This is a genomic window from Tritonibacter mobilis, assembly GCF_001681715.1.
GTDB classification, from domain to species: Bacteria; Pseudomonadota; Alphaproteobacteria; order Rhodobacterales; family Rhodobacteraceae; genus Epibacterium; species Epibacterium mobile.
Genome location: NZ_LNWY01000015.1, coordinates 60882 through 69509 on the forward strand (window position 1 = coordinate 60882; position 8628 = coordinate 69509).

Here is an 8628-nt window from a genome sequence, read left to right on the forward strand (position 1 = left end):
TATGAAAGCGATCTATGATCCCCGCCAGCGCGCCCATAATCCCAGCCAGTTCATGGCTTTGGGCGTGATGAGGCCGAACCCCGAACAGCCCGAACGCACCGAGATCCTACGCTCCGGCGCGGAGGCGGCAGGCTGTACGTTTACAGCGCCCGAGGACGCAGGCCTTGGCCCCATTGCAGCACTGCATTCGCCGGAATACCTGACATTCCTGCAAACGATCCATGCCCGCTGGTCTGAGATTGAGGGCGCAGGTCCCGAGGTGATTTCTCATATCAAGCCGGGGGATCGCCGTGACAGCTATCCACGTTCCGCGCTGGGGCAGGCGGGCTATCATCAGGCCGATACTTCCTGTCCGATCAATGCCGAGACTTGGGGCTCTGCCTATTGGTCGGCGCAGACCGCGATCAGCGCCGCTGATTTGGTGGCGGGGGGTGAGCGCGCGGCCTATGCGCTGTGCCGCCCGCCGGGGCATCATGCCTTTGGCGATATGGCGGGGGGCTTTTGTTTTCTAAATAACTCCGGCATTGCCGCGCAGCTCTTGCGAGATCGGGGTCTCAGACCGGCAATTTTGGATGTGGACGTGCATCATGGCAATGGCACGCAGGGATTGTTTTATGATCGCGACGATGTGCTGACGCTCTCGATCCATGCTGATCCGGCGGATTTTTACCCGTTCTTCTGGGGCCACAGTTCTGAACGCGGCGAGGGCCGGGGGCGGGGCTATAACCTCAACCTGCCGTTGCCGCGTGGCACCGATGATGCGCCGTTCTTAACTGCGCTTCAAACCTGCCTTGAGTGGGTGCATGCTTTTGGCACGGATGTACTGGTCATTGCGCTGGGACTTGATGCCTCAGAGGATGATCCGTTTCAGGGCTTTCAGGTCACTGGCGACGGGTTTTCGCGTGTCGGTGAGGCGATTGCCCGTGCAGGGCTTCCGACGCTTTTTGTGCAGGAAGGCGGTTACATTTCCGACAGTCTCGGCCATAACCTCACCCGTGTGCTTGGCGGATTTACCTCCGCTGCGCGCTGATGCATTTCCTTTCAATCCTCAAACTATAGAGATCTTCCATGAGCGATATCACCTACGCCCACACCAACCAACGCATGAGCCAGATCGTCACCCATGGCGACACCATCTACCTTGCCGGTCAGGTCGGCACCGCCGGGGCCAGCGTGACCCAGCAAACGCAGGACTGCCTTGATAAGATCGACGCGCTGCTGGCCGAGGCTGGCTCCTCCAAAGAGCGCATCCTGCAAGCGACCATCTGGCTCGCGGATATGGCTGATTTTGCCGAGATGAACACCGTGTGGGATGCATGGGTTGCCGAAGGCCGCGCCCCTGCGCGTGCCTGCGGTGAATCCAAGCTGGCAACCCCTGAATACACCGTTGAGATCCTGATCACCGCCGCCAAGGGCTGATCCTTTCGGGCCATGCGCCCGCGGTTTGAAATCAACACGCATGCCCGCGAGGATTGGTGGGCATGCGCCGAAACCTTTGCCTAGAGGAGCCCTCTCTCATGTCCGAAATTCTGGTTCTGGGGGGCGGCATGGTGGGTATCGCAACCGCGCTGGAGTTGCAGGCGCGGGGGCATGCGGTCACGGTTGTTGACCGCAAGCCACCGGGACAAGAGACGAGCTATGGCAACGCGGGCCTCATTCAGGCCGAAGCTGCCGAGCCCTATGCGATGCCTCGCGCACTGCCAGAGATTCTGGATATCATTCTGGGGCGCAGCAACGATGTGGTGTGGTCGCCGCGCGGGGTTTTCAGCCAGTTGCCCGCACTCTGGCAATACTACCGCTATTCGCACCCCCGTCGCCATCAAGTGCTGTCGCAGCCCAACGCGCAACTGATCCGCAGCGCCTGCGCCGATCACAACCGCTGGATCACGCTTGCGGGGGCTGAGGATCTGATGGCGCATGATGGCTATCTGTCGGTGTTTCAGGACGCGGCAGAATTTGACGCTATGGCGAATGATCTTGACCGGCTGCGACACAGCTACGGCATCGACAGCGCCACCCTGAGTGGTGCGGACCTCTGTAAAGCGGAGCCTTTGTATCAAACCCCGCCCGCAGGCGCGATCCATTGGCGCGAAGTCTGGAGCTGTGCGGCCCCCGGCGAACTCGTCACGCGGTACGCGGAACTGTTCCAGAGACAGGGCGGCGCCATCCGCATTGGCGATGCCAGCACGCTGCGCCGTGCGGGCCACGCTTGGGAGGTGCAGACCGACACGGAGCAGGTGAGCGGCGAACATGCGGTCATCGCACTCGGGCCTTGGACGCCGCCACTGCTGGCGCAACTGGGCTACCGGGTGCGGATGATCATGAAACACGGCGCGCACCGGATGTACCCAAAGGCCCCAACGCTGCGCCGCCCGATCTTTGATGCCTGCCACGGGGTTGTGCTCTGCAGTATGCGGGGTGGCTTGCGGATGACCTGCGGTGTGGCGCTGGAGGCCTCGGGCCGGGTGCCGGATGTGCGCCAGCTTGATCGCGCGGCCAAGGGGATACCGGCCTATATGGATCTCGGCGCGGCAGAGCCGGGGCCGATCTGGCGCGGCACACGGCCCTTTCTGCCCGATATGCTGCCCATGATCGGTGCTGCCCCGCGACATGACCGCCTCTGGTTTCATTTTGGCCATGGGCACCAAGGGTTTACCCTCGGCCCCACAACCGCACGTCATCTCGCCAATCTGATCGACGGCGGTGACGCGGGGCCGGTGGCCGCGTTCCTGCCAGAACACCGCCCCAGTGTTTTAATGTGACGACTTGGTCGTGACAGCGCAGGCGGTCTAGGCGCGCAGCCGTTCGCCTTTGGGATCAAAGGGTGGCTCAGCAAGGATCACCGCCCGGTGGGGGCGGCCCAGCACCATCACCTCCACCTCATCGCCGGGTTGCGCTCCCTTCACATAGCCAAGCGCCAGCGACATGCCGACCGTGTAGCCATAGGTGCCCGAGGTCACCCGGCCAATGCCGTGCCCATCCTTGAAAATAGGCTCGCCCCCCGTTGCATCGGCATTGGAGGCCGTCACATCCTCATCATTGAGCTGCAACAGAACCAATTCCTCGCGCGCGGGCGTGGCCAATGCGGCTTCGGCGGCAGATTTGTTGAGGAACTCCTTGTCCATCTTGCACAGAGGCTGAAATCCCACCTCATGCGGGAAATACTCGGGGCTGTATTCCCGGCTCCAAGAGCCATAGCCCTTCTCGACACGCAGCGACATCAGGGCGCGGCTGCCCACGGGGCCTGCACCGATGCGGCGGCCTTCGTCGATCAACGCGATATAAAGCTTTTCCTGATCTTCTGTGGCGCAGTGCAACTCCCAGCCGAGGTCGCCCGTGAAAGAGACACGCAACGCCAATACATTGATCCCCGCCAGCATCAGGCGTTTGCTGCGCATGAAGGGGAATGACGCGGTGTCCAGCGACTCGTTGGTCATGCGCTGGAGCATCTCGCGCGATTTGGGACCGGCCACGTTAAAGCCGCAGACCTCTTGGGTGAGGCTCTCAAACGATGTGCCCTCTGGCAAAGGCACCGCGCCAAAGAGCCGCTTGTGATAGCGCTCCGCCATGCCGGAGCCGATGATCCAGAATTCATCCTCTTCGGTGCGCGTCACCGTGAAATCCCCGGCAATCCCGCCACGTTTTGAGATCAAGGGCGTGAGGCAGGACCGCCCCACCGCCTTGGGCATGCGATTGGCAAAAACCGCATTCAGCCAGTCCTCGGCACCGGGGCCTTTGCAGCGGTATTTGGCGAAATTTGAGATATCAATGATGCCCGCCCGTTCGCGCAGCATCTTGCATTCCGCGCCCACCGGTTCCCACCAGTTCTGCCGGGTGAAGCCATTGGTATCTTCTGTGCCGGGCTGATCCGCGAACCACAGGGGATGCTCCCAGCCTGCATTGAGGCCAAAGACCGCGCCCGTCTCGCGCTGCATCTCGTAAATCGGACGGGTGCGGGCAGGGCGGCCCGCACTGCGTTCCTCATTGGGGAAATGGATCGCAAACCGGTGCGCATATTGATCCTGTACCCGCGCCTTGGTGAACTCCTTGGTGGCCCAGTCACCAAAGCGCGCCACATCCCAGCCGAACATATCGTATTGGGTTTCACCCTCGATCATCCACTGCGCCGCCATCAGCCCCATGCCGCCCGATTGCGAGAAACCGGGGATGATGCCGTTGCAGCAAAAATAGCCCTGCAGCTCCGGCACCGGACCAAACAGCACATTCGCATCCGGTGACCAGATCATCGGCCCGTTGATGACCCGCTTGATGCCCGCTTCGCCCACCACCGGCACGCGCTCGATGGCGTTCAACATATTTTCCTCGATGCGCTCCAGATCATCGGGGAACAGGTCATGGGCAAAATCGAGCGGCGTGCCGTCTTCGGCCCAGAATTTCATCGCCTTTTCATAAGCGCCGACCAGTAACCCCTGACCTTCCTGGCGCAGATAATACTCGCCGTCGCGGTCCGACACAGAGGGCAGGCGACGGTCCATCTCCGCCACTTCCGCGATGGTCTCCGTAACGAAATACTGATGCTCGGTGGGCTGCAACGGCAGATCGAGGCCTGCAAGCTTCGCCACCTCGCGCCCCCAGAGACCAGCCGTATTCACCACCCATTCGGTATGAATGTCGCCTTTCGGCGTCTTCACAATCCACGTGCCGTCGGGCTGTTGTTCGGTGGCGGTGACAGGCGTGAAGCGATGGATTTCCGCGCCGCGTTGGCGCGCCCCGGTGGCATAGGCTTGCGTCACGCCCGAGGGGTCCACATTGCCGCCATCAGGTTCATACATTACGCAGCGGATGCCCTCAAAATTCACCAGCGGATTGAGCGCCTGCGCCTCAGCGATGGAGATCTCGTAAAAGTTCATCCCATAGAGCTTGGCCTTGGCCGCTTGCAGACGCAGCTGGTGTTCGCGCGCTTCGGTCTGCGCCAGATAAAGCGAGCCGGGCTGAAACACCCCGCAGCCCTGACCGGTTTCCTTCTCCAGCTCCTTATAGAGGGTCATGGTATAGTGCTGGATACGCGAGATATTGGTGCTGTCATGGAGGCCGTGAATATTGGCCGCCGCATGCCATGTGGAGCCGGAGGTCAACTCGTCGCGCTCAAGCAGCACCACATCGGACCAGCCGAGTTTGGTCAGGTGGTAGAGGATCGAACACCCAATGACCCCGCCGCCGATCACCACGGCCTTGGCTTTTGTACGCATGAAGGGCTGCCTTTGCTTTGCTGCTGTAAAAGGGGCTTTGAGCAAAGTGTTCCACCGCCGCCCGGCGTCAGGCAACCTAGATTATTCTCATCTTCGCATGAGGTGAAGTAAACCGAAACGCAAAAGCCCCCGCGCCGGTGGGGGCGCTTTGTAGGACCTACTAAAACTTATCCATTTCCGGGGTAATTTGACCATTCTCGCGCAGGATTAATGACCATCGGCTACGCAGTAGTCGGTGGCTTCTTTTTAAATCAATGGCTTGCGAGGAAAGTGGCTTTGCGGCCTTTGATGCGCTTCGACCTGACGGGCGCCGTTGACGGCCAGCCGCGCTTTCGGCATCCCTCAGGGCAAATCCGGCCGGGTTCTTTCCAACATCCCCCTCTAGCAGAGCCTCTGCCCGAGGGCATGGCGCGCTGCGCCAGAAAGGACCTCCATGACGAAAATCAAGTTCATCGATGCCCACTTCTCCGATCCCGACGAGAACGAGTTCGCCCTCAAGCGCCGCTTCGAATGGCACCTGCGCAAGCTCCGTGCCCTTCAGGATGGGGTGTCCCCAAAGGTTCCGGGAGACTTTGAAGACGAGTTGCGCTGGAACGAGGATCTCATCGCCATACCGCTCTCGGAAAAGGAACGCACCAAGGTGCTACGCCGTGCGCGCCGGGTAATGGGCGCGCGCGCCAAGGTTTCCGGGCTCAGCCATCTCAGCGCGGATGATCGACGCACGCTGGAGGCATTCCGCGGCGGCGCGGATCTGGTCGGCATCGCTAGCGAACATCGCGCCGATGAGATCGCCGCGGCCATTCATGCCGAGATGCCCTGGATGGCGGCCGCGACTGACTTCCTGTGGAAGGCGATGCGCCGCTCGGCGCGGGTGGGGGAGCCCGGATTTCGGCTACCGCCCGTGCTGCTCGACGGCCCGCCGGGGATCGGTAAGAGCGTGTGGTCGCGCGAGCTCGGGCGCCACCTCGGGGTGCCGCGCTGTGGCATCGAGGGAACCGCGGAGCAGGCCTCCTTCGTCGTGAACGGCTCGCAACGCGGCTGGGGCTCGGCCTTCCCGGGCCGTCCTCTGCAGACCATCGTGCAGGGCCTCTGCGCGAACCCGATTGTGGTGATCGACGAGATCGAGAAGGCCGGAACTCCGACTTCGACCAAGGGGCAGGCCTACGGCCTGGCCGAGGGGTTGTTGCCGCTGCTGGAACGCTCGTCTGCCGTGGCATGGAAGTGTCCCTATTACCAGGTCGGCTTCGACATGTCTTGGATCAGCTGGGTCCTGACCTCGAACAGCCTGAGGACGCTTCCGGCCCCATTCCTGAGCCGCTTGGACATCCTGCGCCTTGTCGGGCCGGGCAAGGGGGATCTCATCTCCTTCACGGAGCGTCAGGGTGTACGACGGGGGCTCGGTGAAGCTGCCTTGGGTGCCATCTGCGAGGTGATCGAGCAAGTTTCCGACACGCGAGAACTCAACCTGCGCCACGTGTCTAGGATGCTGTCGAGGGCGGAAGCGATGGCAAGCAGCCCGCTGTTGCATTGAGCAGTGGATGCAGGCGCGCGCCTTAGGTCTGCCAAGACCATTGCAGCCGCTGGGGCTATCGGCCCAAGCGGAATTCGTGCAAGGCACAACTTTACGTCAGGCGTCGATGGTCGACACACATTTGTTTGCTTAACGTACTGCTTGGTAGTAAGGACTTCTATGTAAATGGGTGGCATCCTAAGCTTGATCTGAATGCTATCTTCTTATTTTCAGGGTTTTCGACGATGGACGAGAGAAACATACGCCTTCACTTTGAAGGCCCTAAGACCGCCGGGCACACTGTGCCCGCACAAGTCATGGTCCGCGCCTTGGAAAACATCCAGCAGATCGTCTATTTATTGGCCAAACAGGAACGTGGCGACGTGATGAAGCAGCGTGCGAGGGTGTCGAGGCAGATAGAGAGGACGTTTTCTCTAATTTGTCAGGTTCCTGAGAATGGTGGATACGCACTTCCTCAGGAAATAGGCGACGCATCCGATGACTTTTTTGAAGAAAGTGAGATAAAATCGGTCGCAAATAAGTTCGCAAAACTCAGTGAGGCGATTGAGGCTGGAGATCACTCTCAAGTTTCCCAAATCGTTTCCGACCAAGTATATCGGTCGGCCATCCTTAAGCGGTACAAAGCCGCGCAGCCTTCAAAGAGATCTGGGCTATTGCTCTCAATTGAGGACTACAAGCAACAACGTCTTTTGGGTGGAAAAGATGTCTTGGAGAAAATTGCGCGCATCGACTCCGCGGGAAAAGTGCATGAATTGGGCGAGACGCCTGGATATCTGATTGGTACACTTGTTAAGATGGACTTTGTTCAAAGATCTCTGTCGCTTAAACTGCTAAACGGACGTACTGTTCAAGCCTTTTACCAAGAGGACTTCGAACCAACCTTGCTAGAGAATGCTCGTGGACAAATCCAGATCCATGGCAACATTCAATATGACGAGAAGAACGATCCCATTCTGATTTCAGATGTGGACGATGTCGTCGAACTAGATCTTTCAACGATAACAATTAAAAATTTCGACCTCAATGAAACGTCCCTATCAATATCTCCAGCACTTAGTTTTGAAATTGATTTAGACGAAGAGAGCGGTGTGATGTCTGCTGAGGGAGATTTTGGAATTTTAGTATGTGCTGAGACACGATCCGCGCTGGAGGATGAAATCGAGGAAGCTCTTCAGATGCTCTGGGTTGAGTACGCTCAGGAAAAGGACGATGCGCTTTCGCCGAGAGCTATCCTTCTGGCAAAAGATCTTAGAGAACGAATTTCGGAGATTTCATCCTAATGTCTATGAAACGAGAAGATGTGGAAGGCGCACTGCTTCGCAAAGGTTTTAAAAAGAGCAACACTGACCACTCTTACTTTCATTTTTACGACCGAAGTGGAAAGAAAACCATTGTTAACACCAAGACATCTTTTGGGTCCAAGTACAAAACTCTTGGGCCGCCTCTCATTTCAAAAATGGCGAAGCAGTGCAAGCTAACCAAGCCGCTATTTCATGAACTTGTGGAATGCACGCTAAGTCACGAAAGTTATGAGGAAATTCTAGAAAGCGCAGGGCATATCTAGGGTCAGGATGCATTGATCTCGGTCTCGCTGCATGATTCACGGCTCCGAAAAGGAGTGGTGACATGAGTGATCTTTTCTGGCTGACCGATGAGCAGATGGGCAAACTTGCGCCTTGCCTCCCGAAGTCGTCCGGTAAGCCAAGGGTCGATGACAGACGGGTGTTGAGTGGGATTATCTTCATCAATCGCAATGGCTTGCGCTGGCGGGATGCGCCGCGGGAATATGGCCCTCATAAAACGCTCTACTGTTGATTGTCACTGAGAACTGACCCGGTATTTTCACCGAGATTTGACCCACCCTCAATTATGCGCTTTGGTCTATGA

Annotated in this window: 6 protein-coding genes and 1 pseudogene; 6 read left to right on the forward strand and 1 reads right to left on the reverse strand. The window is 58.7% G+C overall.

The genetic code is table 11. From position 1 onward, the window contains the following. Position 1: 1 nt before the first annotated feature. The 3 genes from UB90_RS15440 to UB90_RS15450 all read left to right on the forward strand — a co-directional run bounded on the left by UB90_RS15440 (position 2) and on the right by UB90_RS15450 (position 2762). Positions 2-1030, forward strand: coding sequence for a histone deacetylase family protein (locus UB90_RS15440; RefSeq protein WP_065326525.1), 1029 nt, complete (start codon positions 2-4; stop codon positions 1028-1030). A gap of 38 nt (positions 1031-1068) precedes the next feature. Further along, positions 1069-1419 carry a RidA family protein gene (locus UB90_RS15445; protein ID WP_009177069.1) on the forward strand — a complete coding sequence of 117 codons (351 nt, stop codon included), beginning with the start codon at positions 1069-1071 and terminating at the stop codon, positions 1417-1419. Between the two features lie 98 nt (positions 1420-1517). Next, on the forward strand, positions 1518-2762 hold the full coding sequence (locus UB90_RS15450) for an NAD(P)/FAD-dependent oxidoreductase (protein WP_065326526.1): 1245 nt from the start codon (positions 1518-1520) through the stop codon (positions 2760-2762). Positions 2763-2789: 27 nt separating this feature from the next. Here UB90_RS15450 and UB90_RS15455 read toward each other — a convergent pair whose 3' ends face one another. Continuing rightward, positions 2790-5210, reverse strand: a complete 2421-nt coding sequence (locus UB90_RS15455; protein ID WP_065326527.1) for a GcvT family protein — start codon at positions 5208-5210, stop codon at positions 2790-2792. 433 nt (positions 5211-5643) lie between these two features. Here UB90_RS15455 and UB90_RS15460 point away from each other — a divergent pair, with 433 nt between their 5' ends. From UB90_RS15460 to UB90_RS15475, 3 genes and pseudogenes are all read left to right on the forward strand, one after another. Beyond that, positions 5644-6741 carry an AAA family ATPase gene (locus UB90_RS15460; protein ID WP_065326528.1) on the forward strand — a complete coding sequence of 366 codons (1098 nt, stop codon included), beginning with the start codon at positions 5644-5646 and terminating at the stop codon, positions 6739-6741. Between the two features lie 224 nt (positions 6742-6965). Then, positions 6966-8021 carry a hypothetical protein gene (locus UB90_RS15465; protein ID WP_065326529.1) on the forward strand — a complete coding sequence of 352 codons (1056 nt, stop codon included), beginning with the start codon at positions 6966-6968 and terminating at the stop codon, positions 8019-8021. 346 nt (positions 8022-8367) lie between these two features. Beyond that, positions 8368-8550, forward strand: a pseudogene (locus UB90_RS15475) (transposase); the annotation flags it as partial. Between the last annotated feature and the right edge of the window lie 78 nt (positions 8551-8628).

What these genes read in the sequence shown, in the direction of transcription:
- UB90_RS15440 (WP_065326525.1), top strand. Translation starts at nt 2, where the DNA reads ATGAAAGCGATCTATGATCCCCGCCAGCGCGCCCATAATCCCAGCCAG.
- UB90_RS15445 (WP_009177069.1), top strand. Translation starts at nt 1,069, where the DNA reads ATGAGCGATATCACCTACGCCCACACCAACCAACGCATGAGCCAGATC.
- UB90_RS15450 (WP_065326526.1), top strand. Translation starts at nt 1,518, where the DNA reads ATGTCCGAAATTCTGGTTCTGGGGGGCGGCATGGTGGGTATCGCAACC.
- UB90_RS15455 (WP_065326527.1), bottom strand. Translation starts at nt 5,210, where the DNA reads ATGCGTACAAAAGCCAAGGCCGTGGTGATCGGCGGCGGGGTCATTGGG.
- UB90_RS15460 (WP_065326528.1), top strand. Translation starts at nt 5,644, where the DNA reads ATGACGAAAATCAAGTTCATCGATGCCCACTTCTCCGATCCCGACGAG.
- UB90_RS15465 (WP_065326529.1), top strand. Translation starts at nt 6,966, where the DNA reads ATGGACGAGAGAAACATACGCCTTCACTTTGAAGGCCCTAAGACCGCC.